The organism is Bradyrhizobium sp. SZCCHNR1002 (genome assembly GCF_032381435.1).
In the GTDB taxonomy this organism is placed as follows: Bacteria; Pseudomonadota; Alphaproteobacteria; order Rhizobiales; family Xanthobacteraceae; genus Bradyrhizobium; species Bradyrhizobium aeschynomenes.
The window spans coordinates 2,339,727-2,362,444 of sequence record NZ_JAUHIS010000001.1 but is presented as its reverse complement, the minus strand read 5'-3'; the positions used below and the strand labels follow the sequence as shown (position 1 = coordinate 2,362,444).

At 64.4% G+C, this 22,718-nt stretch carries 22 protein-coding genes; 12 read left to right on the top strand and 10 right to left on the bottom strand.

Annotation, left to right across the window (positions count from 1 at the left end):
* Positions 1 to 92: 92 nt before the first annotated feature.
* Positions 93 to 1,148, top strand: a complete 1,056-nt coding sequence (locus tag QX108_RS10455) for a hypothetical protein (protein WP_315781697.1) — start codon at positions 93 to 95, stop codon at positions 1,146 to 1,148.
* A 288-nt stretch (positions 1,149 to 1,436) separates the two neighbouring features.
* Here QX108_RS10455 and QX108_RS10450 read toward each other — a convergent pair whose 3' ends face one another.
* Both QX108_RS10450 and QX108_RS10445 read right to left on the bottom strand, forming a co-directional pair.
* A complete protein-coding gene (locus QX108_RS10450) occupies positions 1,437 to 1,670 on the bottom strand; it encodes a DUF6894 family protein (protein ID WP_315721256.1) in 234 nt (77 codons plus the stop codon).
* Between the two features lie 224 nt (positions 1,671 to 1,894).
* Complete coding sequence (locus QX108_RS10445) at positions 1,895 to 2,125, bottom strand: hypothetical protein (protein ID WP_246739251.1); 231 nt, start codon at positions 2,123 to 2,125, stop codon at positions 1,895 to 1,897.
* Here QX108_RS10445 and QX108_RS10440 point away from each other — a divergent pair.
* Positions 2,106 to 2,294, top strand: coding sequence for a hypothetical protein (locus QX108_RS10440; RefSeq protein WP_172112580.1), 189 nt, complete (start codon positions 2,106 to 2,108; stop codon positions 2,292 to 2,294). The two genes, QX108_RS10445 and QX108_RS10440, sit on opposite strands and share 20 nt — an antisense overlap.
* A gap of 2 nt (positions 2,295 to 2,296) precedes the next feature.
* On the opposite strand, the gene QX108_RS10435 is transcribed toward QX108_RS10440, so the two are convergent.
* From QX108_RS10435 to QX108_RS10420, 4 genes are all read right to left on the bottom strand, one after another.
* The gene (locus QX108_RS10435; RefSeq protein ID WP_315781694.1) at positions 2,297 to 2,623 is read right to left on the bottom strand and encodes a cupin domain-containing protein; all 327 of its coding nucleotides are present in this window, start codon (positions 2,621 to 2,623) and stop codon (positions 2,297 to 2,299) included.
* Positions 2,620 to 3,282, bottom strand: a complete 663-nt coding sequence (locus QX108_RS10430; RefSeq protein ID WP_246739252.1) for a YqcI/YcgG family protein — start codon at positions 3,280 to 3,282, stop codon at positions 2,620 to 2,622. The genes QX108_RS10435 and QX108_RS10430 overlap by 4 nt, the downstream gene beginning before the upstream one ends.
* A gap of 118 nt (positions 3,283 to 3,400) precedes the next feature.
* Complete coding sequence (locus QX108_RS10425; protein WP_315781692.1) at positions 3,401 to 4,693, bottom strand: MFS transporter; 1,293 nt, start codon at positions 4,691 to 4,693, stop codon at positions 3,401 to 3,403.
* Positions 4,693 to 5,487: a hypothetical protein gene (locus QX108_RS10420; protein ID WP_315721253.1), complete on the bottom strand. Its 795-nt coding sequence runs from the start codon at positions 5,485 to 5,487 to the stop codon at positions 4,693 to 4,695. The genes QX108_RS10425 and QX108_RS10420 overlap by 1 nt, the downstream gene beginning before the upstream one ends.
* Here QX108_RS10420 and QX108_RS10415 point away from each other — a divergent pair.
* From QX108_RS10415 to QX108_RS10405, 3 genes are all read left to right on the top strand, one after another.
* Positions 5,468 to 6,487: a GlxA family transcriptional regulator gene (locus tag QX108_RS10415; RefSeq protein WP_315721252.1), complete on the top strand. Its 1,020-nt coding sequence runs from the start codon at positions 5,468 to 5,470 to the stop codon at positions 6,485 to 6,487. The two genes, QX108_RS10420 and QX108_RS10415, sit on opposite strands and share 20 nt — an antisense overlap.
* A 161-nt stretch (positions 6,488 to 6,648) precedes the next feature.
* Positions 6,649 to 6,984, top strand: a complete 336-nt coding sequence (locus QX108_RS10410; protein WP_315781690.1) for a hypothetical protein — start codon at positions 6,649 to 6,651, stop codon at positions 6,982 to 6,984.
* 91 nt (positions 6,985 to 7,075) lie between these two features.
* Positions 7,076 to 7,429: a phasin gene (locus QX108_RS10405; protein ID WP_172112587.1), complete on the top strand. Its 354-nt coding sequence runs from the start codon at positions 7,076 to 7,078 to the stop codon at positions 7,427 to 7,429.
* A 168-nt stretch (positions 7,430 to 7,597) separates the two neighbouring features.
* Here QX108_RS10405 and QX108_RS10400 read toward each other — a convergent pair whose 3' ends face one another.
* Complete coding sequence (locus tag QX108_RS10400; RefSeq protein ID WP_315721250.1) at positions 7,598 to 7,912, bottom strand: c-type cytochrome; 315 nt, start codon at positions 7,910 to 7,912, stop codon at positions 7,598 to 7,600.
* Between the two features lie 1,168 nt (positions 7,913 to 9,080).
* On the opposite strand from QX108_RS10400, the gene QX108_RS10395 reads away from it, so the two are divergent.
* On the top strand, positions 9,081 to 10,232 hold the full coding sequence (locus tag QX108_RS10395) for an OpgC domain-containing protein (RefSeq protein WP_315781687.1): 1,152 nt from the start codon (positions 9,081 to 9,083) through the stop codon (positions 10,230 to 10,232).
* 6 nt (positions 10,233 to 10,238) lie between these two features.
* Here the strand turns inward: QX108_RS10395 and QX108_RS10390 are convergent, their stop codons facing one another.
* Positions 10,239 to 10,499: a hypothetical protein gene (locus tag QX108_RS10390; protein WP_315726310.1), complete on the bottom strand. Its 261-nt coding sequence runs from the start codon at positions 10,497 to 10,499 to the stop codon at positions 10,239 to 10,241.
* Between the two features lie 214 nt (positions 10,500 to 10,713).
* Here QX108_RS10390 and rocF point away from each other — a divergent pair, with 214 nt between their 5' ends.
* Positions 10,714 to 11,688 carry an arginase gene (rocF, locus tag QX108_RS10385; RefSeq protein WP_315781685.1) on the top strand — a complete coding sequence of 325 codons (975 nt, stop codon included), beginning with the start codon at positions 10,714 to 10,716 and terminating at the stop codon, positions 11,686 to 11,688.
* Positions 11,689 to 11,758: 70 nt separating this feature from the next.
* On the opposite strand, the gene QX108_RS10380 is transcribed toward rocF, so the two are convergent.
* Entirely contained in the window at positions 11,759 to 13,390 is a 1,632-nt protein-coding gene (locus tag QX108_RS10380; RefSeq protein ID WP_315782247.1) for an NAD-dependent malic enzyme, read from the bottom strand.
* A gap of 188 nt (positions 13,391 to 13,578) precedes the next feature.
* The gene (locus QX108_RS10375; protein WP_409998504.1) at positions 13,579 to 14,877 is read right to left on the bottom strand and encodes an NRAMP family divalent metal transporter; all 1,299 of its coding nucleotides are present in this window, start codon (positions 14,875 to 14,877) and stop codon (positions 13,579 to 13,581) included.
* Between the two features lie 139 nt (positions 14,878 to 15,016).
* On the opposite strand from QX108_RS10375, the gene QX108_RS10370 reads away from it, so the two are divergent.
* From QX108_RS10370 to QX108_RS10350, 5 genes are all read left to right on the top strand, one after another.
* Positions 15,017 to 18,907, top strand: a complete 3,891-nt coding sequence (locus QX108_RS10370; RefSeq protein WP_315781681.1) for an ATP-binding protein — start codon at positions 15,017 to 15,019, stop codon at positions 18,905 to 18,907.
* Positions 18,908 to 19,009: 102 nt separating this feature from the next.
* Complete coding sequence (locus QX108_RS10365; protein ID WP_315782245.1) at positions 19,010 to 19,948, top strand: hypothetical protein; 939 nt, start codon at positions 19,010 to 19,012, stop codon at positions 19,946 to 19,948.
* 652 nt (positions 19,949 to 20,600) lie between these two features.
* The gene (locus QX108_RS10360) at positions 20,601 to 20,768 is read left to right on the top strand and encodes a hypothetical protein (protein WP_315782282.1); all 168 of its coding nucleotides are present in this window, start codon (positions 20,601 to 20,603) and stop codon (positions 20,766 to 20,768) included.
* 4 nt (positions 20,769 to 20,772) lie between these two features.
* Complete coding sequence (locus QX108_RS10355) at positions 20,773 to 21,234, top strand: GNAT family N-acetyltransferase (protein WP_315781678.1); 462 nt, start codon at positions 20,773 to 20,775, stop codon at positions 21,232 to 21,234.
* Between the two features lie 179 nt (positions 21,235 to 21,413).
* Complete coding sequence (locus tag QX108_RS10350) at positions 21,414 to 22,682, top strand: CoA transferase (protein WP_315782243.1); 1,269 nt, start codon at positions 21,414 to 21,416, stop codon at positions 22,680 to 22,682.
* Positions 22,683 to 22,718 lie beyond the last annotated feature (36 nt).

The window sequence follows — 22,718 nt, the reverse complement described above, 5'->3', positions numbered from 1 at the left end:
TCGACGCAGAGTCGAGCCACACGCTGGTCAGCATAGTGCTCATTCGTCCGCGGCGGTCGTTGTCGCCGGCGAACGTTTGTCGGGAGCAGATCATGCGCGCGATCGCGTTGGCCCTCATCGCCTGTACCTTCGTTCAATCGGCGCTCGCTGCCGCCGTCGTCCCCGAGATCGATCCACGCGCCTCGCTCGGCGTCGTCCAGAACTGGATCTACAATTATCGTACCAAGCCGGACTACGCCCATGTGCCGGCGGCGGTGCGGGTGCTGTTTCACTCGCAGACCTTCAAGGAGCCGGAGAACTCCGGAATCTATCTAGGTTTCATTGCGGGTGCGATCGGCTCCAATCCGGCCAAGGCCGAGCAGCTCGTCAACAGCTTCTTTCCCGTGCCCCCGGAGGAGGAGTGGGTGATCGTGCGGGCCGTCGCCTATTCGGGCCTCCCGGACTGGCGCAATCTCATGCGCAAGGTCGCTCCGAAGATGCCGGGCCGCCGGGTCATGATCGACGGCTATCTGAGCGGCACGCAGCCGACCTTGATGGACATCCCGCTGGAGGAGACCAAGCCGGGCATGATGGACAAGCTGCGTGGCGCGCTGACGCAAAATCCGTTCAAGAAGGAGGAGCGCAAGCTGGATACCCGGCTCAGCTACGCAACGCATCAAGACCTGCTCGACATCCTCTGGGGTTATTACTTCGCGACCGGCTCGCGGGTGCCGATCCAGCGCATCGTCCAGATGCTGCCGTGGTCGAAGAGCCGCGATACGGTCGACAAGCTGACCATCGGCAGCATGGCGCGCTACACGTTGGCCAGCTACTCCGTGCGCGACGCCAGCCTGCGCGATTATCTCCGCGAGGAGCTCGCGCGGCAGACAGGTCCCGTCAAGGAGCCGCTGAGAGAGGTCGTCGAGGCGGCCGATACGGTGCAGCTCGGCGCCGTGCGCAAGGACGCCGTCGCTGCGGTCGAGGAGCTCAAGCTCAAAGGCTCCGATGCCCGCCGCAACATGGATTTCTGGGGACAACTCGGCGTCGGCGCGCTTGCGCTCGGCTGCGTCTCCGCGGCGGCCCTGGGGCAAGTCGCCGTCGGCATTCCCTGCGTGATCGGTGGTTCAGCCTCGCAAGGCCTGCTCTCGTTCTGGGAGAAGCAGCAATAGCACCGAACGGCTGCGCTTGTGATGCTCAGGGGGAGACGTGAACGGCGCTCGTCCGTCGCGTGCTGCCGCGCCGTCTTGGATTCTGATGTCGCGTGGCGCGTCGAGAGTGGCGGTTGCCCATGGCCCTATCGGTGTGTGCGCTCGGGAACGAACGCCGGTGTCAAAGGCAGGCTGAGACAAACCTCATCACCAGCTGCAATACTCGCGCTGATTGCAGTCGCCCCGGTTCTGTCTACGAATAGTTGAAATTATTGTCGGCCACGGACGTTGCCGCCGCGCCGCTCAGATTCAGGATAGGCCGACTTTCACCGCAGCTGGATAGACCGGCTCGCGGTGAATCTCCGCGCCGGATTCGTCGACCACCACGATCGAAAGTCTGCGATCGGTAATGCGGGGATCGTGTCGAAGCCGCCGGGCCAGATCCCGGCTATGCTCGATCGCCCCGGCACTGGTCGCAAATTCCAGCCCGGTCCGGTCCCTCGTCGGAATGCCATCCTTCATGTCGAAATAATAGGTGCGCATGGTCTTCCTACAGCCCCCGTGCCGCGGGAGGGGACCACGACGCCAAAGCGGCGTCCGCAATCCGTAGTCCTCCCGCTCGAACTATAGAAGACCTCTAATATGGAGGACAAGCTTACCTCCGGCGTAATCCCCCTCCCTCGTTCGATAAACGACCATTTTTGCTGGCATCGTCAGCCAGAAACTGCCAGAAAGCTCAAATTGTGCCGCCGAAATCGACCGTTTGGTCAGTTCGGCTTGCTGCAAGAGTTGTTCGCTGGCATACTTTCAACCTGGTCGGGTTCCGCACGGTCGATTTCCAGGCGGGCCATTCTGAGGATCAGGGTCGCAGTCGTCAGACCAAGACTTTCAGCCTCAATTGCTGCAGTATCTACCTTGCGTGCAAGGCCTTCACGTTTGCTAAGGACTGGCATTACCGTTTCCTGCCAAAGGTGCGAGATGAAGAATTCGACATTCATCGCGGAGCTGCACACGAAGCTCGGAGCCCCATCGAGCGAAGCGGTGGAGAGCCTTCGACTTCTGAAGGCCTTCCTGAAGCTGGCGCCGGGCCAGCGCATCGAAGTGATCGAAATGGTCGAGCGGCTGACGTCGGAGTCGCAGGCGGAAACCGATCGTCCCCTGTCCTGACCTCACCCATCCTGACTACAGGTGGTGGTTGTGACCGGATTCATTGCAATTGCGTAGATTGCATCATCCAGAGCCTCCGATTCGTGCAGCGTGCCGGCCGGCAGGAGGATCTTGTCGCCTGCGGTGCAGACGCGCTCGCCCCCTTCCCATCGGAACGTCAGCCGCCCTTTGATCACGACGAGGATCTCGTCGACGGGGTGCGTGTGGAAAGCGTGAACCTTGCCGGCGGCGTCGTGCTGCAGCTCGATGCAGCCCTGCGACGGCAGCAGCGCGAGGATGTCGGGATCGATCGCAAAATCGGTCTTCGTTCCGGCAATGATCTGGGTCATGCGGCTTGCTCCTTGTCTCCGATGGACGACGGCTTGGCCTGGGCGAGCTGGTGAAACGGGCAGGCGGGCGGCGGTTGATTGTCGTCGTAGAGGAAGTACTGCTTGAATTCCCGGCCCTCCGGATTGCCGTAGCGGCCGAGCAGGGGAGACGGCGTCGTGGTGTCGAACGGGGCCAGCCGCTTGCGAACCTCGCTGAAGGCCTTGGCGGCGGCTTCGTCTGTGCCGAGCATCCGCTCGAATACCCAGCGCGGCTGGAACGTGAGCATGAATGCGCTCGAGCGCCGGCTCTGCCGCATCACATGCGCCGGTGTGCTGCAGACGACGAAGATCGGCTCGCCGGCAAACGAGAACTCCCACATCGGATGATCGACGGTCTGCGGAATCTCCGCAGGCCATGGCTGCTTGTCGATGCGCGCGAGCTGATCGAGGATCCGCCAGAACTTCTTGTAGTAGGCGTCGAGCGTCTGGACCGGGCGCGGGCGCGTGAACAGGACGAGTGACGTATTGGGGCCGTGCGAGCGGCTCTCCGAGACGAACAGGGCAAGCTGCCGGCCGAGAACCTCAATGTCGATGGGATCGAGGAACAAATAACGAAGCTGATCGGCGCGAAAGCCCGCGACGCCGAAGACGCACGGAAAGGGTCTGGCTTCGCTGCTCATCTGGGCTTCGAACTCTGAAAACAGGACGCTCTGCCAGCTTCCGGCCCTGTGGCCGGATCGAACTTCGTCCTTTCTCAAAAACAAACGCGACATACTCACCCTCTCTTTTTCTTTATATTCAGTTTGCCAGTATCAATTTGCGCCTCATCATCAGCGGGCCGAGTATCCCCGGCAGCGACATCAGCAGGAGAATGGCGATCAACGTCGTGTAGCCCGCATCATTGGCGACCGTGTATGGGCGCGCTCCCGCACTCCCGCCGATCCCGCTTGCGGACACCATGGCGAACGCGATGAGCGGCTGCGAGAGCCCGGCGAAAACGCCGGCGGACGTCGTGTTGATCGACGCGCCCACGCCGATGCGATCCGCCGTGTAGAGACGCTTCGTGCATTTCAGGATCAGCGGAACCGTGCCGCCGGCCACCAGGCCCAGCACGGCGAACACCATGCCGACATAGAGAAGGCCGAACGCGTGGGCCAGAACCGGAAGCAGCATCGCCACGAGCAGCATGCGCAGCAGGCTGATGCGGATCAGGGCTGCCTCCAGCACCCGCGTCCGGTCCGCCGCGTGGCCCAGCAGGATCGAGCCGACTGCGTTGCCGACCATGAAGGCCAGCAGAGGACCGCCCGCCGCCGACGGTGAGATGCCGAAATAGTGCGACACCATCGGGATGCCCCATACGCCCGCCAGCGTGGTGACGACCGCGAAATGCGATGCAAAGCTCATCGCGCAGCCCCAGGTCGCAGCCGATCCGAGCGCATGCCAGCTCGCCAGCAGCACGCTCCGCAGCGTCGGGGCTCTGTCGTTTGCGGGGGCGGCCTTCAACGCGACGGACGCGCAGGCGAGGTTCGCAAGACCGATGCAGGCGATGAAGAGGAAGCTGTTGCGCCAGCCGAACCCGCTGACGGCGGCCGCGAGCGGTGTCGTGGCGACGACCCCGCCGACATAGCCGGACACCTGGGAGATCCCGGACATCAGCCCGAAGCGTTCGTCGGAAAAGCTCTGGGCCACGAGCTTCAACAGCGCGGTGAACACCAGCGCGTCCCCGCAGGCCGTGATCACGCGTGCGAAGAAGACATCGATCAGGTTGGGCGACAGGGCGAACGCGGCGCTGCCGAGCACCGACGCCGCCATGCTGCAAAGGATCACGCGCTTGACGCCGTAGCGGTCGACCAGCATGCCCGCCGGAATCTGCATCAGGGTGTAGCCCCAGAAGTAGCTCGAGGCGAGCATCGCAACGCCGGAGGCGTCGGTGCCGAAGTCGCGTACGAAGTCGAGGCCGACGGTCTGCGGCGACATCCGTTGCAGAAAGGCAATTGCGTAGGCGAACGCGACCGTTGCCCACGCGACATAGGCGCGATCGGCAAATCTCGGCAGAGACGAAACGACTGCTCGTTGTCCAAGCACCGCCATCACACCCTCGCAAAGCCGACGGAGAACAGCGCGTCCGCCGAATCCGGGATGATCCGAGACATCGCCGTCTCCACGCGCGATGCCGTGCCGTGATAGTCCTGCCGGATATGCTCGATATGACCATAAGCGCCGCGCATGATCATGCGGGGCACCTCCAGCGGCTTGCCTGGATAGAGGCGTGCACACATCTCGACGCACGCAGCCTGCAGCTCGGGATCCGCAGCATCGTCGAGCAGGGATGGCGCGACCTTCTCGCAGATCTTCGCGTTGGCAGCCCATACGATCGGATTGCGTGTTCGCCAACCGTAGAGGAGTCCTTCGCTGCGCGCGGCGCAGCCGGGATGCTTGAGGATCTGCGACGTAAAGAACCCATACAGGCCACGACCCTGGTGTGCGGGCAGCACTTCAGTTCCACTGCGATAGATGGCCGGCCGCTGCGCGATGGTCATCACGCGGTAGACCGAGAAGGCCACCAGTCCCAAGGGATCGTAGACCAGAACGAGACCGTATTTGCTGTCGAATGGCGATGCCGCGGCAGTCCAGTGAGGTTCGACTGCTTTCCAGTTAACAGCAATGATCGAATTCATCGCATCCATGATCGGCAGCCGGTCAGGCTCCGCGATCTCGGACGCGTCGGGAAAGCTGTAGACGGTGTAGTCGTCCCAGGGCGAGGCGATGGTCGAATATCGGCCTTCCAGGTTGCGCGACATCACGTGAACTCCAGCACTGCACGTCGAGCTATACAGGCCGTCATCTGATCGCTTAAAGGACAATATGCCCTCGAATTCTGCCAACGCCTCCCGGCATGCTGCGGTGCGACGAGACGGCGCCGAGAGGCGACTGGTGATCTTTGCATTCCCAGGGGTGACGCTGCTCGACGTGTCCGGGCCGGCGCAGGTCTTTGCCGAGCTCAGCGAGATCGAACTGCCGGGGCCGGGCTACGCGCTGAGCTACGTGTCCAAGCAGGGCGGGCTGGTGCCGACCGATGTCGGCCTGATGATCGACACCGAGCCGCTCTCGGCCATGAATCCCACGGAGGTCGACACGCTGCTGATCCCTGGCGGGCCGGGCATCTGGAAGCTGCGGCAGGACGACATCGCGATGCAATGGATCGGCGAGGTGCTCATCGATGCCCGGCGTATCGCATCCGTCTGCCTCGGGGCGTTTGCGCTCGCCTGGGTTGGCGCGCTCGAGGGCAAACGGGCCGCGACACATTGGCGCTACTGCCCGCGCCTGCAGGACAGCTTTCCGAACGTCAAGGTCGAGCCGGACGCGATTTTCGTGCAGGACGGCCGGGTGTGGTCGTCCGCCGGTGTCAGCGCCGGCATCGACCTGGCGCTGGCGATGATCGAGGAAGATTTCGGTCACACCATCGCACTCGACGTCGCACGTCGGCTCGTGGTGTTCCTGAAGCGTCCGGGTGGGCAGAGTCAGTTTTCGACCGTGCTGGCTGCGCAGGCGTCGGACGTCGAGGGTCGCTTCAGCTCATTGCATGCGTGGATCATCGAGAACATTGCGAGCGACCTGAGGGTCGAGAACTTGGCCGCGAGGGCCGGCATGACACCGCGCACCTTTGCCCGAACCTATGTCAACCGGACCGGCATGACGCCGGCTCAAGGGGTCGAGGCGCTCCGGGTCGAGACGGCCCGTCTGCTGCTGGAAAGCCGTCAGGTCGAGAGTGTCGTCGAGGTCGCGAAGCGGGCCGGCTTTGGCGACGACGAGCGCATGCGGCGTGCATTCCTGCGGCATCTGGGTGTGTCGCCGACGGAGTATCGTCGTCGCTTTTCCGGCTGAGGGGCGTGGCCGTCCGCCGCATCTGTTGGCAGCAGCCGGTTTCGGCGCGATCCCGTTTGCTTTCGGGTTAATCCCGGCGCTGGTTTTGGGACCACGCCGGCCGTGCCGTCTGCGATCGGCCTAAGCCTTCAGTAAAATGCCGCGCGTATAAACGTGAAAAATTGAATCAGATCCGTCGTTGCGAAATGCAGCGGAGAGAGTCGATGTCCAACATCATTCCGTTTCGTGCACGGAGGGTCGCGTCCCCGGCGGCCTTCGTGGCGGTCCACCAGCAGGCTGTCGCTGCGGTCGCAGGCTCCGGCCCGCTCGACGCGGCCCGGCCGCTCGTCCGCGATGATGTCAGGAAGACGGTCATCTTGCTCGATCTTGCTTTGCAACATGCGCGAGAGCTCTCGGACCTCGTGACGGAGGAGAGAGCGAGGCGCATCTTCGATCGGCACCTCGCCGCAATCGAATATTCGCTTCAGATCGCGCGTGAGCGCATGGACGCATCCTGACGGGCTCCGCGTGCGCGGCCGTCGCGTGCATTTGCCCGGGGACGAAGGCGCCCGGATGTGGTAGTTGGAGTTGTCGTGGAGGATGTAAACGATGACCCAAACCAAACTGGAAGTGCCCGCCGAGCTGCGCGACCTTGCGGAAAAGACCATCGCGCAGGCGGAAAGGGCATTCGAGATGTTCTTCGACGCGGCCGGCAAGTCGATCGGCACAGTCCCGGGACCGGCTGCCGACATGTCGAAGCAGGCGCTCACCCTCACCGAACAGAATATCAAGACCGCCTTCGAGCATGCGCGAAAGCTGGTTCATGCGACCGAGCTCGAGGAGGCGATGCGGATTCAATCGGAGTTCCTGCGCAGCCAGTTCACCAATGCCGGCGAGCACATGAAGACGATTACCGCAGGCATCATGTCCGCCGCAAGCAAGGCCGCAGAGCCGAAATCTTAAGAGGACAAGTCCTGAGAGGCCAACGCTCAAGAGCCAACTCTCAAGAGCCAACTCTCAAGAGCCAAGGCCTCGTCATGGTCCTCCTCGTCATGGTCCTCGTCGCGAGTTGAACCGTGCGGCGCGACCATGCGAGATCGGCGGCCGTTCGGCCGCCGGCGGGCCTTCTCCCTATTTGCGCAGCGAGCCGATATAGGCCGCGATGTCCGCTGCCTCCAGCCGGTTGAGCGGGAAGCTGGGCATCTTCGGATGTGGGTCGAGCAGGAAGAACGCGACCTTCTCGGGAGTGAAATCCGCCTTCTGCGCGATTTGCGCGAACGACGGAACGTCGGCGCTGGCCTGCTTCTGAGTCCCCTCGATGAGGTGGCACGACGCGCACCAGCGCCGGGCGAGATCGGCGCCATGGTCCGCATCGGCGGCCCACGCCGATGTCGACGCCGCGGTCGCTGCCGCAACTGCCAGAACTCTGATCACCAAGGGGCGCATCCGGTCACTCCGATCAATTCGATGGTGGGGGCGAGCATGACGCCGGCCGCTGACGCGACGGCTACCCGCGAGGGGAACATCTTGGCATGAAGAACGATCCTCGTCCCATCCATCGTGCGGGACGAGCCGGCGGAGGGCGCAAGGCTTGCCGCGCTCAGCTGCAGCATGACCTCGGAAAGTCGGGGAGGTCGATCTTGCTGACGATTGCCTTCAAGAAGGCGCTGATCCGGCGCAGGAGAGACGAGCCGGGCGCAGGGACGGCGGTCAGCTGGTCTGCAACGTAGGACATATCGAGCCCTCCCTGTCGCTCAGCGTTCTTCCGGTGCGCTTGTTGACGAGATGCAGGCGCCCGCATGCCGGGCATGACACCGCTTCGTAAGCATCGTCTTGCTCGGCAAACGGTGGCACCGTCAAACCGATCTGCACGTTCGATCCCGTGTGGGAGCAGCGAAAAACGAGGTTTTCCATTGCTCGACCATGACGGATCGCGCGGCCGACACCTTGATCTGTCTCAACGGAGAGAGGTCACGGATCAGCCGATGGATCCGAGAGTGCAGCGCGTCGCGACGGAGACGCCTCAGGTCAGGCCGTGCGACGTGGTCTTCGCCAGATCCAGCCGATCAGCGACATTGGCCGCAGTGACGGAGGCCGTCTGGGTGGCTCGGAGCGCAGCGTCGATCTTCGACTTCACGCGCCGTGCGGCGAGGGCGGCAAGCCTCGTCTGGGTTCGTCCGGTTTTGACTTGGTCGCCGAACTCGTACCGCCATTCCCAAATGTCCGGTTCAGCAGTCGCCACGACCGTATATTGGACACCTCGGTGGATCACGGAACCCCCCTTTAACACTTCCACTGCAAGTCAACGTCTAACCAACCTACAATCAATCCGGGCAACTACGGGACTGGAACAATTGCCAGATGTGCGAAGGTAAATTGGTTAACACCACCATGCCGACAATGTTCCCGGGCGCACGCGGTTTCCGTGCAATCTGTCGCAGGGAACAACGTCCACAGCGTCTGTTCGGTTTACAGACATCGCGCATGGAATCTGAAACAAGACCGGATCGTCTCGCGGGCAACCTCCAGGGTTCCAATCGGCTGCCTGCGGACTTCTGAGATCACGCGGGCCTTCTCACAGCGCAGGCCCGCTCACGAGACGAGGCTGGTGTTGATGGCCGGTGATCGAAAGCTGGCGGAGACCGATGGCGCAGGCGAAATCGGCGACGGGCGTCGCGACCTGCGGCTCGATGCGTGCCGCGGTCTGGCGCTGTGGTTCATCTTCGTCGATCACGTGCCCGACAATTCGCTCGCCTGGCTGACGTTGCGCAACTACGGCTTCAGCGACACCTCCGAGGTGTTCGTCTTCATCTCCGGTTACACGTGCATGCTTGCCTACGGCGGAGCGCTGCCAAAGCAGGGCTGGGCGACGACGATCGTGCGCGCGCTGCGGCGCGCCTGGGAGATCTACGCGGCGTTCCTGGTGCTGTTGCTGGCCTATGCGGCGCTGGTCTGGTTCGTCGGCGGCGGCACGCGCTTCGTCGACGAGACCAACACGGGCTTCTTCTTTCGTGAGCCCGGTCCGACACTGCTCCATGTGGCGCTGCTGCAGTTCGCGCCCGTCAACACCGACATCCTGCTGACCTTCGCGATCCTGCACATCTGCTTCCCGCTCATTCTCTGGATGGTGATGACGAGCGCGACCCTGACGCTCCTGCTGTCGGTCCTGCTCTACATGATGGTGCAGCTGTTCAGCTGGCAGGTGCCCGCGTGGCCGAGCGGCGAATTGTATTTCAATCCGTTCGCCTGGCAGCTCCTGTTCGTCATCGGCGCCTGGTACGCCCATGGCGGCGCCGCGCGCCTGCGCCCGGTGCTGAGCTCGCGCACGATCTTGATCGTAGCGCTCGGCTATCTCGCCTTCAGCCTGTTCATGGCGCTGAGCTGGGAGTTCAAGAGTCTGGAAGGTCTGATCCCGTCGGCCGTCACGGGCCTGATCTATCCGATCTACAAGAGCCATCTGGCGCCGGTGCGGCTGTTGCACTTTCTCGCGCTCGCTCTCGTGGTCTCGCGGCTGGCGCCGCCGCAGTGGCGCGGCCCGATCCGCCCATTGACGACGGCGATGATCAGATGCGGCGAGAATTCGCTCTCGATGTATTGTCTCGGCGTGCTCCTGGCGTTCATCGGCCAGGTCCTGCTGACCGACGTCTTTGCTGGCTTTGCCATGCAGCTGGCGATCAGCGTCGCCGGCATTGCGATCATGATTGGCGCCGCAACGCTGCTGACATGGGAATCACAGCTCGACCGGCGGGGGCCTCGGCTGTTCTGATCACCGTCAGCCCCGGCGTGCGACGGCGACGCCAAACAGGAAGGCGACGAACAGGCTGGCAAGCGGGGCCTCGCGGGTGATCGCGGCGAGGGTCGAGAGGGCGGTTCCGGGTCGCCGCGCCTCCTTCGCTGCCTCGCTCAGCCGATCGGCGGCGGCACTCAGGGTCCCCACCATCTCGCCCAGCGAGCGCGACATGTCGGTCGCCGTATCGAGGGCGCGTTCGGCGACGCCGGGCTGCGGAGATGTTTCGAACGTTTCGTTGCTCACTGCCGTTACCTTCTCGACGCTGATCGGTCGCATTGAGACGTCATCCTCGGCGCAACGCACTCGGCACGCCGCAGACGTTCGATCAAATGCCGGCTGACGCGTTTGGTTCCGTCGTCATGGTTGCAGGTCTCGAAACCGGTGTATCGTCGTGCGCAGGTGCGTCATTCGAGCTCCGCAGCGGCTATGCTTCGGACGAGCATGAAAGGATCCCGTCTTGGCCTCATCGGATACAGCACCGCCGCAGCGCATCGCCGTTCTCGGCGCGCCGATCGATCTCGGCGCGTCCGTGCGCGGCACGCTGATGGGGCCGGCTGCCTTGCGCACGGCGGGTCTCATCACCGTGCTCGAGACCCTCGGGCTCGACGTCACCGACTACGGCGATGTCGACATCAGCGATGTGCGGGATCTCGGCGACGCGCCTCCTGCAAAGGCCAAGCACTATCGTCAAATCCAGCGCTGGTCCCAGGTGCTGGCGCGCCGCAGCCATGAATTGGCGCAGACCGGTGCGGTCCCGGTGTTCCTCGGCGGCGACCATTCGCTGTCCATGGGATCGGTGAACGGGATCGCGCGCCATTGCCGCGAGCAGGGGCGGGAACTATTCGTGCTCTGGCTCGACGCGCATGCCGACTACAACACGCCGGCGACGACCATTACCGCCAATATGCACGGCATGTCCGCCGCCTTCCTCTGCGGTGAGCCTGGCCTCGATGGCCTGCTCGGCGATGAGACGCGGGCCAGCATCACTCCCGAGCAGCTCGAGCTGTTCGGTATCCGCTCGATCGACAAGGCTGAGAAGGAGCTCTTGCGGCTGCGGCGCATCAGCATTGCCGACATGCGCGCCATCGACGAGTTCGGTGTCGGCGTGCTGATGCGGCGCGTGCTCGACAAGGTCCGGTCACGCGACGGTCTCCTGCATGTCAGTTTCGACGTCGACTTCCTCGATCCCGACGTGGCGCCGGGCGTCGGCACCACCGTGCCTGGCGGCGCGACCTACCGCGAGGCTCATCTCATCATGGAGCTGCTGCACGATTCCGGTCTGGTGCGCTCCGTCGACATCGTCGAGCTCAACCCGTTTCTCGACGAGCGCGGCAGGACCGCGCGCGTGGCGGTCGAGCTGATTGCGAGCCTGTTCGGCCAGCAGATCATCGATCGGCCGACCCCGAGCAACGCGATCGTGCCTGATCAATAGCTCTTCGAAGGAACGGGTCTTCGCAACCGCAGATGCCTCGTGAACGGCCGAGGCATCCGCAAGCCGGCGATCAGTAGCGCGCGTCGTACATCTTCGACTCCACGAAGCCGAGCAGGTCGTTCGGCGCGGGCCCCGTGGCGAGTCCGTTCTGATAGGCCACACCGGCGACCGCCGCACCGATATGGGCCGACACTTCGCGGATGCGCGGCAGGGCGGGGTAAAGGCTGCCCTGCTCGAGATCGGCGCCGGTGACGCAGTTCGCCAGCGTGTGGGCCGCGGCCATGAACATCTCGTCCGTCACCAGCCGCGCGCCGCTGGCGATGGCGCCGAGGCCGACGCCGGGGAAGATGTAGGAGTTGTTGCCCTGGCGCGGCACGAAGGTCTTGCCGTCGAGCTTGACCGGATCGTAGGGGCTGCCGCAGGCGAACAGCGCGCGGCCCTGGGTGTAGCGATAGGCCGCCTCCGCCGAACATTCGGCCTTCGAGGTCGGGTTGGAGAGCGCGAAGATGATCGGGCGCTCGTTCAGCTCCGCCATGGCCTGCAGCACCTCCGGCGTGAACGCGCCTCCCACCGCCGCCACGCCGACGATCGCCGTCGGCTTGAGCGTCTTGATCGCGGTCAGGAAGTCTACGATCGGTGCCTGGTCGTGCGCATAACGCAGCTTATGGCCGTGCAGGTTCTCGCGTCCCTTGATGACGAGACCGCGCGAATCCGTCAGCCAGTTGCGTCGCAACGCCTCGGCTTCCGACAGCCCCTCGGCCATCATGGCGGACACGACGAGGTCGGCGATGCCAGTCGCGGCCTCGCCGGCGCCGAGGAACAGCACGGTCTGGTCGGCCAGCTTGCCGCCGGTGATACGCAAGGCCGAGAACAGGCCTGCCAGCGCCACGGCTGCCGTGCCCTGGATGTCGTCGTTGAAGACGCAAGCGTCGTCGCGATATTTGTGAAGCAGCTTGAAGGCCGCGTGGTTGGCGAAGTCCTCGAACTGAATCAGCACGCCGGGGAAGGCGGCGCGGGCCGCCGTCATGAACTCATCGACAAATGAATCATAGGCGTCGCCGCCGAGGCGCTTCTGGCGCAGTCCAATGTAGTACGGGTCGTTCAGCAGCTCCTCGTTGTTGGTGCCGACGTCGAGCATGACCGGGAGGCATTCCTCGGGATGAATGCCCGCGCAGGCCGAGTACAGCGACAGCTTGCCGACCGGAATGCCCATTCCGTTGGCGCCGAGATCGCCGAGGCCGAGGATACGCTCGCCGTCGGTGACGACGATCAGCTTGGCACGGTAAGGCCAGTTGGACAGGATCTCGGCAATCCGGCCGCGATCATTGGCCGAGATGAACAGGCCGCGCGGGCGCTGGAAGATCAGGCCGTATTTCTGACAGGCGAGACCGACGGTCGGCGTGTAGATCAGCGGCTGGATCTCGTCGATGTTGTCGCAGACCACCCGGAAGAATAGCGCCTCGTTGCGGTCATGCAGCGCGTTGAGCGCGACGTACTTCTCGAGATCGTTGGACAGGCTGCGAAGATTGACCAGGATCCGCTCGGCCTGGGCCTGCATCGACATCACGCCCGCGGGCAGGAAGCCGCGCAGGCCCAGCGCATCGCGCTCCTGCTCGGTGAAGCCGGTCCCCTTGTTGAGCAAGGGATCCCGCAGCAGAGCGAGTCCGCGGGGGGAAAAAGTGGGCAGCGTCGGTGCGCTCATGCGTTGCGGTTGGGTCAAGGCAGTCTCCGAGGTCCTCTGTTCGTGCGCCAATCCGGAGCGCGCCTGCGTTGATCGGGATCAATCGCGGCCGGATGGCGGGACCGGACTGTTAACACAGTTTGCGTTTCGCGTTGCACCAATGACGTTGTGCAACTGCGTTGCCGGCGACGGGAGGTCGCGGTGGTCGCTCAAGCGCGTCCTGTGACGAATGACCACAGCAGCGCCAGGACCGCGATCGCCATGATCGCGGTGCCGATCCAACCCAGGGCGATGAGCCAGGACCGGCCGCGGAAGCGGCCCATCAGGTCCGCATTGGAGACGATGACCATCATCATTGCCATGATCGGGACGGCGGCGATGCCGTTGAGCACGGCGCTCCACACCAGCATGTGGATCGAATCGATGCCGGTAAAGCCCAGCCCGAAGCCGATGAGGGTTGCGGCTGCAATGATGCTGTAGAAGCCGGCCGCCTCGCCCGGCTTGGCCTCGAGGGTCGCGTGCCAGCCGAAGATCTCGGCAACGCCGTAGGCCGCCGATCCCGCCAATACTGGGATCGCCAGCATTCCGGTGCCGATGATGCCCAGCGCGAACAGCAGGAAGGTGAAGTCCCCGGCCAGCGGCCGCAGGGCCTCGGCCGCCTGCGTCGCGGAGTCGATCTTGGTGACCCCGTTGCCGTGCAGGACGGTCGCGGTCGTCAGGATGACGAAGAAGGCGATCGCGTTGGAGAAGATCATGCCGATCGTCGTGTCGATCCTCATGCGCCTGAGCTCGGGATGGTCCTTCTTCGACAGCTCGCGCAAGGGACGATCGACCTGGCCCTGGTTCATCTCCTCGACCTCCTGCGAAGCCTGCCAGAAGAACAGATAGGGGCTTATCGTGGTGCCGAGCACGGCGACGACCGTCAGCAGATAGTCGGCGTTCGTCGATAGGTTCGGCCACACTGCGGCGAGCAGCGCCGTGCTCCAGGGCACCTTCACCATCAGCGCCGTCGCCACGTAGGCGAACAGGCTGAGGGTGAGCACCTTGATCGCCGGCGCGTAGCGGCGATAGGGCAGGAACACCTGCAGCAATGTCGAGGCCGCGGCGAAGATCAGCGCATGCTCGTGGTTGAGGCCGCCGATGACCAGTGAGAGGGACTCCGCCATGGCGGCAATGTCGGCAGCGATGTTGAAGGTATTGGCGCCAACCAGCAGCGCCACGAGTCCGAACACGATCGGGCGCGGCGCGACCGCCGTGATGTTGGCGGCGAGGCCTTTTCCGGTGACGCGGCCGATGCGGGCGCTGACCAGCTGAATCGCGATCATGAAAGGCGTCGTGAGAAAGACCGTCCACAACAGCCCGTAGCCGAACTGTGCGCCGGCCTGGGAGTAGGTCGCGATGCCCGAGGGGTCGTCATCGGCGGCGCCCGTCACGAGGCCGGGACCCAGCAGCCGGAATACGCTCCAGGCTGATCTCCTCGGTTTGTTCGGCTGGGACTGTCCAATCATGGTCACGTGGCGGTTCCCCGTGAGCGCGGCGACGCATGCCTCTCGAAGTCGCAACGGCTCCTTTTTGTTCCGGGCGCTGGAACCGGAGGCGGATACCGACGTTGCCGCTCGCGGTGGAGTTCGTGAGCAGGGGGGACGTTTGCCGGATCGGCAATCAGCGCAGGATCAGAAGCCAGGCACAGCCGAGCGCGAGCGCCTGTTTGCTGGCGGGAGCGAGCTCGCCACTCTGATGCTGAAGCACGATTGGGAGAGTAAGCCGATCGGCCCCCCGGAGCATTGGCCGCAGAGTCTGAAGACGGCCGTGCGGATCATGCTCACGTCGCAGCAGCCGATCTGGATCGGGTGGGGAAAGGACCTGATCTATCTCTACAACGATGCCTACAAGTCCATTATCGGCGGCAAGCATCCCTGGGCGCTGGGACGTCCGACCGCCGTGGTCTGGCACGAGATCTGGGAGGACATCGATCCGCTGCTCGCAAAAGCCAGCGGCGGCGACGAGGGGACCTATGTCGAGGCCCAGCTCCTGATCATGGAGCGCAACGGCTTTCCCGAGGAGACCTACTACACGTTCTCCTATAGCCCCATTCCCGACGACGACGGCTCACCCGGCGGCATCTTCTGTGCCAACACCGACGATACGCAGCGAGTGATCAGCGAGCGTCAGCTGTCGCTGTTGCGGGAGCTTGCGAATGCGGGGGCCGAGGCGCGCAGCATCGATCAGGCCTGCGCGAGCTGCGCCCGCGCCCTGGCCCGGGGGCCGCGCGATCTTCCTTTCGCGATGATCTACATGACCGAGCCGGATGGCGAGACGGCGCGGCTCGAAGCCTTGACCGGGATCGATCGCGACCATCCTGCGGTCGAGTCGCGCTCGCGGATTCAAGCGGAGGAAACATGGCCACTGGGCGAAGCGCTGCATCGTCAGGCTGCGGTGCTGGTCGGCGATCTCCCACATCGATTCGACACGACCTTTCCAAGCGGAGGCTGGCGTCAGCCCCCGACACAGGCCGTGGTGCTGCCGCTTCCCTCGTCCGGAGAGGCTGGGCGCGGCGGCTTCGTCATCGCAGGGCTCAACCCATTCCGGCTCTATGACGAAAGCTATGCGCGCTTCCTGAACCTCGTCGCCGGACAGATCGCGGCGGCCGTCAGCAATGGCGGCGCCTACGAGGCGGAGCGGCGCCGCGCCGAAGCGCTGGCCGAGGTCGATCGTGCCAAGACGACATTCTTCTCCAACATCAGCCATGAGTTTCGTACTCCTCTGACGCTGATGTTGAGCCCGCTCGAGGACATCCTCGGCCGCGACGGGGCATCCATTGGTAGCGAAGAACGATCTGTCCTTGGTCTGATCCATCGCAACGGCATCCGGCTGCTGAAGCTGGTCAACACGCTGCTCGACTTCTCGCGGATCGAGGCCGGGCGCATGACGGCGAACTTCGAGCCGGTGGATCTCGTGGCCTTCACCGAGGAACTCGTCTCCACCTTCCGCTCGGCAACCGATCGTGCCGGCCTCCGGCTCCGCATCGATGCGACCGCTCTTCCCGAGCCGGTCTATGTCGACCGCGACATGTGGGAGAAGATCGTCCTCAACCTGATCTCCAATGCCTTCAAGTTCACCTTCGAGGGTGAGATCGCCGTGTCGATCGGCGTGTCCGCTGATCGCCGTCAAGCCGAGCTCCGGGTTTGCGATACCGGCACCGGCATTCCGCCCGGCGAGCTGCCGCATCTGTTCGAGCGGTTTCGCCGCATCGAGGGAGCGCGCGGCCGGTCCTTCGAAGGCAGTGGCATCGGCCTGGCTCTGGTGCAGGAGCTGGTGAAGCTCCATGGCGGCGACATCACGGCCGAGAGCGAGCTCGGCCGCGGCTCGGTGTTCTCGCTCCGCATTCCGCTGGGGGCGGCGCATCTGCCGGCCGCCCAGCTCGGCCTCTCGCAATCCCAGTCCGTCACGAACAGGCGTGCGCAAGCCTATATCGACGAGGCCCTGGGCTGGCTCAATGGCGATGCTTCGATCGATCTTCCGCACCCATCCTCGGCCGACGATCTTGGTGTCCGTGCCGCGACGGCCCGTCGCGATCGCGTGGTGCTGGCCGACGACAATCCCGACATGCGCGACTATGTGCGGCGCCTGCTTGGCGAAGACTACGAGGTGGAGGCCGTCGCGGACGGCCGTGCCGCTCTCGATGCCACACGCCGGCGCCGCCCTGACCTGGTCCTGACTGACGTGATGATGCCGGGGCTCGACGGCTTTGGCCTCTTGAAGGCGCTGCGCAGTGACGCGCAGCTGCGCGACATTCCCGTGGTCATGCTGTCGGCGCGAGCCGGGGAAGAGGCGAAGGTCGAGGGGCTCGATGCGGGGGCCAGCGATTATCTCAGCAAGCCGTTCAGCGCGCGCGAGCTGCTGGCCCGGGTGCGCGCCAACATCGACCTCGCGCGTGTCAGGCGCGAGGCGGAGACCACGCTGCGCGAGCTGAACGAGCGGCTCGAGGCGCAGGTCTCGGAGCGCACCGCGGAGCTGCAGGCCAAGGAAGCGCGGCTGCGCACGATCTTCGAGGCGAGCTACACGTTCCAGGCGCTGCTGGCGTCCGATGGTACGCTGCTCGACGCCAATGCGACGTTGCTAGAGGCGATCGCCGCGCCGCTGCACGATGTCGCTGGGCTGCCGTTCTGGGAGACGCCGTGGTTTGCGGGCACACCGGGCATGCCCGAGGTGATCAGATCTTTGATCGATGCAGTGGCCCGCGGCGACGAGGCCCGACGGGAGCTTCAACTCGATCTCCCGGTCGGCGGCTGGCGATGGTTTGATTTCCAGATGCGGCCGGTGCGGGACGAGACCGGGCAGGTCGTCGCCATCGTGCCCGAGGCGGTGGAGCTGACCGAGCGTCGCAAGGCGGAGGAGGCATTCCGCCAGGCACAGAAGATGGAGGCGATCGGCCAGCTCACCGGTGGCGTCGCGCACGACTTCAACAATCTGCTGACCGTGATCAGGTCATCGGCCGATCTGCTGCGCCGTCGCCAGTTGTCCCCGGAGCGCATGCGCCGCTATGTGGATGCGATCTCGGACACGGCTGACCGGGCGGCCAAGCTGACGGGGCAACTGCTCGCCTTCGCTCGCCGCACGCCGATGGAGCGCCAGGTGTTTGATGCGGCCGGGCACATCGAGCAGATCGAGGACATGCTGCAGACCGTGCTCGGCGCGCCGGCGGTCATCGAGCTCGACCCGCGCTCGCGGCCGCTGCCGGTCGACGTCGACGTCAATCAGTTCGAGACGGCGCTCGTGAACCTCGTTGCCAATGCGCGCGACGCGATGAATGGCCGGGGTGTCCTGACCATTCGCGGGGACCGCGTTCAACAGGACGGCCCGGTCGGCTCGCAGCAATTCATATCGGTGGCCGTCAGTGACACCGGATGCGGCATCGCTGCCGATCAGATTGATCGCATCTTCGAACCGTTCTTCACCACCAAGGGCGTCGGGCGCGGCACCGGTCTCGGCCTGTCGCAGGTCTACGGCTTCGTCCATCAGTCCGGCGGGCGGGTGCTCGCCGACAGCGAGCTCGGCAAGGGCACCACGCTGACCTTGCTGCTTCCGCTCACCTCCAAGCCGCTGGGACCGCGCGAGCGGAGCGAGCATGGTCCCGAGGTGCTCGCTGCACGCTGGAACGTTCTAGTGGTCGAGGACAACCCCGAGATCGGCGAGTTCTCGACGCAGCTGCTCGAAGACCTCGGCTACCGGACTGCCCTGGCGCGCAGCGGCCTCGACGCGCTCAGGATGATCGATGACAATCCCGACGGCTTCGACCTCGTGCTCAGCGACGTCGTCATGCCGGGAATGGACGGCGTCACCCTCGGCCAGGAGATCCGCCGGCGGCTTCCCACGATTCCGATCGTGCTCAACAGCGGATATAGCGACGTGCTGGCCGACGGCGACCGCCACGGCTTCAGCCTGATCCACAAACCCTATTCGGTGGACGAGCTGTCGCGCGTGCTGCGTCAGGTCATGGCCTCGCGAGGCGCTGCCAGATCGATGCCCTCCGAGTGAAGCCGCAGGGCCACTGTCCCCCATTGATCGCCGTGTTTGCTCATCCCGCGCTTGAAGCCGGACTTTGTCCCGGAGTAGTTTTGGCCGATGGGGGACGTCGGAATGGCGTGCGAGGAATTGGTGCATGGCGGCAGCTGGGCGCTGCGGAGGGTCCATGCTGTTGTCGTCGGCGCGGCGCTGGTCGTCAGCGGCGGCGCGTTCGCAAAGGACGATGAGCCGGATTCGCCGCCGTCAGGTCTCGCCAACGTCTACATCGATTTCCGCACGAACTATGCCTATGTGCCGGGCGGGGCGCTGTCGACCGGACTCGGCGATTCCTCTCTGTTCGGAACCCTGTCGCAGATCGCGACCCTGCGTCAGCTGCTCGACCGTCCGACCGCGCCGGGACGCCCGCTTCTGTCGGCGCCCACCAACCAGGGAGTCGGGGTCGACGTTCCGCTGACGGTCGATCTCGGCGAGGCGCTCTCGCTCTATGGCGGCTTCACCGGCAGCACGTCCTATAACGGGCTGTCGGGCTGGTCCGACGTCGCCGTCACGAGCTGGTTCCTCGGCTTCCAGGCTGATGTCTATCAGCAGAGCGGCGGCATATTTCCCACCTTGACGTTGCAATCGACGCTGACGCGTGCGGTACCGGACTCGCCATTGGCGACCACCTCGTTCAATACCGTCGTGGAAGCGAAATATGCGCTCGACCCGGATGAGATGCGAGGCTGGCTCGCGGGCGTTCAATACACCCACGTCGAGGTCGACTCGGTTCTTGCGCGCGTCGGGAGCACGACGGCCGGCTATGTCGGCGGCTTCTATCAGTGGGACAACAACTGGAAGGTTTCTGCGCGCGCCGGCATTCAGTCGTTCGGCGGCGCGCAGCTGCTCGCCGCCACGCCGGTTGCGTCCTACACGCAACCGCTGCTCAGGCTCGATCTCGATCGCATGGACGACGACGACAACCGCCTGTTCGGCATCACCGCGCAGATCGCCTGGGCGCCGAAGCCGGTCTATCAGCTGACCGTGAGGACGCCACTCTATGCGATCAAGGACTGATCGCATCAGACGACGAGCTCATCGTGCCTGACGCCGACGAGCGGGCTTTGAGGCCGAAGACCGCTGACGATCGCAGCAAATCGTTGCGCTTGACACGTCGGGCAAATCAGGCGCATTTTGGCACCATCGAAAAATCGTAGAGCCCGCACCGAATCCTCGGTCGCGGGCTTTTTGTTGAGCCCGCCGCATCCGCGCCGGGTGGCGCGTATGACGGTCATCTTTCGATCGGATTTGACACGTCGGGCAAATCACCGGCATAGTGCCATCATCGAATTTTCCGAAATCGCCGGATGTGGCGCCCGCGCGTGGCGGCTGCAGGCCTTTGCCATCGAGCCGAGGGGCCGATGGCGCGCGACGCAGCGTGCTCAGATGCATCAATATTGGCCGGCCGGCGCGAACCGGCCGGTCCGCGGGCGCGGCGTCGGTCGCTACGCCTGCTGCGGCCCCTCGCATGAGCCGGGGGATAGGGTTCGCGCCCGAAACGATCGCGCCGTTGGCAGCGATCTGCCGCGCTTCTTTTCGAACGCAGGGGGAGAGAGATGACCGCCTGTTTGATCTCGCTCGCCCTGATCGGTCTCGTGATGATGGCGTTCGTCGACGCGATCTGATGAGGACCACCACGTTGCATTGAAGTCAGTTCCGGGAACGACCCATGTCAAAAACCATCACCGAAATGCGAGCCGATTTTCAGCACTTGCGGCGCTGGCGCAAGAGCGTCGAGCAGGCGCAGAGCTATACATTCAAGGCCGTCATCACCGTCATCGCAACCGGACTGGTCGGCGCGGTGTGGCTCGGCATCAAAGTCGTGCTGGGCAGGTGATGTCGTGCCGAGCGAAATCCCGCGGCGAGCACGCCGCTTTCGCATCAGCGAGGTCGACGCCGGCGAGCCTGACATCCTCGAGACGCTGAAGGATCTCCACATGCGTACCTTCCTCGATCGGGCGCCTTTGCCCGATTTCGAGGTCGGAAACTGGTGGGTCACGACCGAGCTCGATCAGCCCGTTGCATTCGCTGGAATCATACCGTCGGTGATGGGCGTCGGAATCGGTTATCTTTCCAGAGTTGGCGTTGTCCGGGAAATCTGCGGACACGGCCTTCAACGCCGCATGATGCGTGCGATCGAGCAGCACGCGCGACGCTCCGGTCTGTACTGCATCGTGTCGGATACGACGAGCAACATCGCCTCTGCAAACAACTTCATTCGCCGCGGCTATGTATTGTTTCAACCCGATCGCCCTTGGGCATGGGGGAACTCGCTCTATTGGCGCAAGATGATCGGGCGGTGAGCTCTTGAAGGGCTTCGTTGCGTCGCAGCAGGGAGAGCCGCCGGGCAACCCGGACGTGGGCTTTTTTTGCCGATGTGATTAGGCTAACTCTCTCTTGTCCTGACGTGGGAGGAATCGGCGCCGGGGCGCGAACGCCAAGATCGCATCAGACGATTGACGGAACGGGGAAGGGCTCTGGAATGCCGCCTGTCGTGGCGCTGCCAGATCGTAAGCCGCGGTCGGCCGATGCGCCGGCCGCGCTGGCGGGGGTGCGCGTCATCGACTTCACGCGCGTGGTGGCAGGACCGGCATGCACGCAAACGCTCGGCGACTTCGGTGCCGACGTCATCAAGATCGAGCAACCGGTCACAGGAGACGATACCCGTTCTTACGAGCACGCCGAGCTCGGCGGCGAAAGTGCCGCCTTCCTCAGTCTCAACCGCAACAAGCGAGGCATGGTGCTGGACCTCGCGATCCCGCAGGCCAGGGACGTTGCACGCGCGCTGATCGACAAGGCTGATGTGGTGGTGGAGAATTTCTCATCGGCCGTGATGGAGAAATACGGTCTGGACTATCCTGCGGTCTCGAGCACCAATCCCGGGCTGATCTATTGCTCGATCTCGGCCTATGGCCGCACCGGCCCGTTTGCGTGGCGATCGGGATTCGATCCGATCACCCAGGCCGAGAGTGGCTTCATGTCGCTCAATGGTTTTGCCGACAGTCCGCCGGTCCGGACCGGGCCGCCGATCATCGACCTGGCGACTGGCATGTCCGCCTGCAACGCCATCCTGCTGGCGCTTGCAGCCCGGCAGCGGCTCGGCCGCGGGCAGCATGTCGAGGTGGCTCTGTTCGACATTGCGCTGTCAATGACCGGGTTCTCCGGGATGGCTTTCTTGATGAACGGGAAGAATCCCTCGCGCACCGGCAACTCGCCCAACGATTCGCCGACGGTCGGCGTCTTCGAAGCGTCGGATGGTCCGCTCTACGTCGCCTGCGCCAATGATCGACTTTATCAGCGGCTGGTGACGGACGTCCTTGCGCGTCCGGATCTTCTGACCGATCCCCGATTCAATTCGCGAAAGGCGAGATGGACCAACCGGGTCCAACTGCGCAGCATTCTTGCCGAGATGCTTGCCTCTGAGCGGATGGACGTATGGATTTCCCGCATGAACCAGGCCGGAGTCCCCGTGGGGCGCGTACGGAACGTTGAGCAGGCATTCGACGCGGCTGAGGTCCGGGCGCGCGACCGCGTCTGTCGCATTCCCCATCCGACGGCGGGCTCGATACCGAACATCGAGCCGTCCATCGCCATGCAGCTGACACCGACTGTCGAACCGCGCGCGGCACCGCGGCTCGGCGAGCATACCGTCGCTGTGCTGCGCGAAAGGCTGGAACTCTCCGATGATGAGATCGAAGCCCTCCGCCGGGTCGGCGCCTTTGGACCGGTCGATCCGACCATGCGCGCTTAGAGGTCTGACCGCCCTTGGCCAGTGCCAGCCGAGCTG

What these genes read in the sequence shown, in the direction of transcription:
- QX108_RS10445 (WP_246739251.1), bottom strand. Translation starts at nt 2,125, where the DNA reads ATGAATGTCGAATTCTTCATCTCGCACCTTTGGCAGGAAACGGTAATG.
- QX108_RS10425 (WP_315781692.1), bottom strand. Translation starts at nt 4,693, where the DNA reads ATGGCGGTGCTTGGACAACGAGCAGTCGTTTCGTCTCTGCCGAGATTT.
- QX108_RS10440 (WP_172112580.1), top strand. Translation starts at nt 2,106, where the DNA reads ATGAAGAATTCGACATTCATCGCGGAGCTGCACACGAAGCTCGGAGCC.
- QX108_RS10400 (WP_315721250.1), bottom strand. Translation starts at nt 7,912, where the DNA reads ATGCGCCCCTTGGTGATCAGAGTTCTGGCAGTTGCGGCAGCGACCGCG.
- QX108_RS10450 (WP_315721256.1), bottom strand. Translation starts at nt 1,670, where the DNA reads ATGCGCACCTATTATTTCGACATGAAGGATGGCATTCCGACGAGGGAC.
- QX108_RS10380 (WP_315782247.1), bottom strand. Translation starts at nt 13,390, where the DNA reads ATGAGCGCACCGACGCTGCCCACTTTTTCCCCCCGCGGACTCGCTCTG.
- QX108_RS10365 (WP_315782245.1), top strand. Translation starts at nt 19,010, where the DNA reads ATGGCGTGCGAGGAATTGGTGCATGGCGGCAGCTGGGCGCTGCGGAGG.
- QX108_RS10360 (WP_315782282.1), top strand. Translation starts at nt 20,601, where the DNA reads ATGTCAAAAACCATCACCGAAATGCGAGCCGATTTTCAGCACTTGCGG.
- QX108_RS10395 (WP_315781687.1), top strand. Translation starts at nt 9,081, where the DNA reads ATGGCCGGTGATCGAAAGCTGGCGGAGACCGATGGCGCAGGCGAAATC.
- QX108_RS10375 (WP_409998504.1), bottom strand. Translation starts at nt 14,877, where the DNA reads ATGATTGGACAGTCCCAGCCGAACAAACCGAGGAGATCAGCCTGGAGC.
- QX108_RS10455 (WP_315781697.1), top strand. Translation starts at nt 93, where the DNA reads ATGCGCGCGATCGCGTTGGCCCTCATCGCCTGTACCTTCGTTCAATCG.
- QX108_RS10435 (WP_315781694.1), bottom strand. Translation starts at nt 2,623, where the DNA reads ATGACCCAGATCATTGCCGGAACGAAGACCGATTTTGCGATCGATCCC.
- QX108_RS10405 (WP_172112587.1), top strand. Translation starts at nt 7,076, where the DNA reads ATGACCCAAACCAAACTGGAAGTGCCCGCCGAGCTGCGCGACCTTGCG.
- QX108_RS10415 (WP_315721252.1), top strand. Translation starts at nt 5,468, where the DNA reads ATGCCCTCGAATTCTGCCAACGCCTCCCGGCATGCTGCGGTGCGACGA.
- QX108_RS10350 (WP_315782243.1), top strand. Translation starts at nt 21,414, where the DNA reads ATGCCGCCTGTCGTGGCGCTGCCAGATCGTAAGCCGCGGTCGGCCGAT.
- QX108_RS10430 (WP_246739252.1), bottom strand. Translation starts at nt 3,282, where the DNA reads ATGAGCAGCGAAGCCAGACCCTTTCCGTGCGTCTTCGGCGTCGCGGGC.